The organism is Brevundimonas sp. SL161 (genome assembly GCF_049896985.1).
Taxonomy (GTDB): domain Bacteria; phylum Pseudomonadota; class Alphaproteobacteria; order Caulobacterales; family Caulobacteraceae; genus Brevundimonas.
On record NZ_JAFCVJ010000100.1, the window covers coordinates 1 to 520 of the forward strand.

A 520-nucleotide genomic window follows, 5' to 3' on the forward strand; every position below is an offset into this window, starting at 1 on the left:
GGTGCCCGCCGTTCCGCTGTTCAAGGCGGCCCACATCATCGGTCTGGTCGTCTGGTGCGGAGGGCTGCTGGCCCTGCCGCTGATGCTGACGCGCCACGACCCGGCGATCTCGGTGCAGGGCTACCGCACCATCCGCACCGCCTCGCATCTGACCTACACCCTGTTCGTGACCCCGGCCGCCGTCATCGCGGTGATCGCCGGCACCTGGCTGATCTTCATGCGCGAGGTCTATGTGCCGTGGATGTTCGCCAAACTGGCCTTCGTGGCCGCTCTGGTCATGGCCCACGGCTGGATCGGCCACATCGTGGCGAAGATCGGCGAGGAGCCGAGCGAGCACAGGCCGCCCCCGGCCTGGCTACCCATCGCCCTGGTGCTGGCGCCCATGCTGGTCATCCTGACGCTGGTGCTGGCCAAGCCGGTTCTGGACTGGGTCGCCTTCCCGGAGTGGCTGGTCGAGCCCAGGGGCGGTCAGCTCTTGTTCGATACGCCCAGCCGATAGTCGAAGACCAGTTTGCCGCCA

At 67.7% G+C, this 520-nt stretch carries 1 protein-coding gene; it reads left to right on the forward strand.

Going from position 1 to position 520, the window contains the following annotated elements; genetic code table 11:
- The first annotated feature begins 1 nt into the window (after position 1).
- Positions 2–499, forward strand: a complete 498-nt coding sequence (locus ACP7AU_RS17825; protein ID WP_426052292.1) for a CopD family protein — start codon at positions 2–4, stop codon at positions 497–499.
- Positions 500–520: the final 21 nt, after the last annotated feature.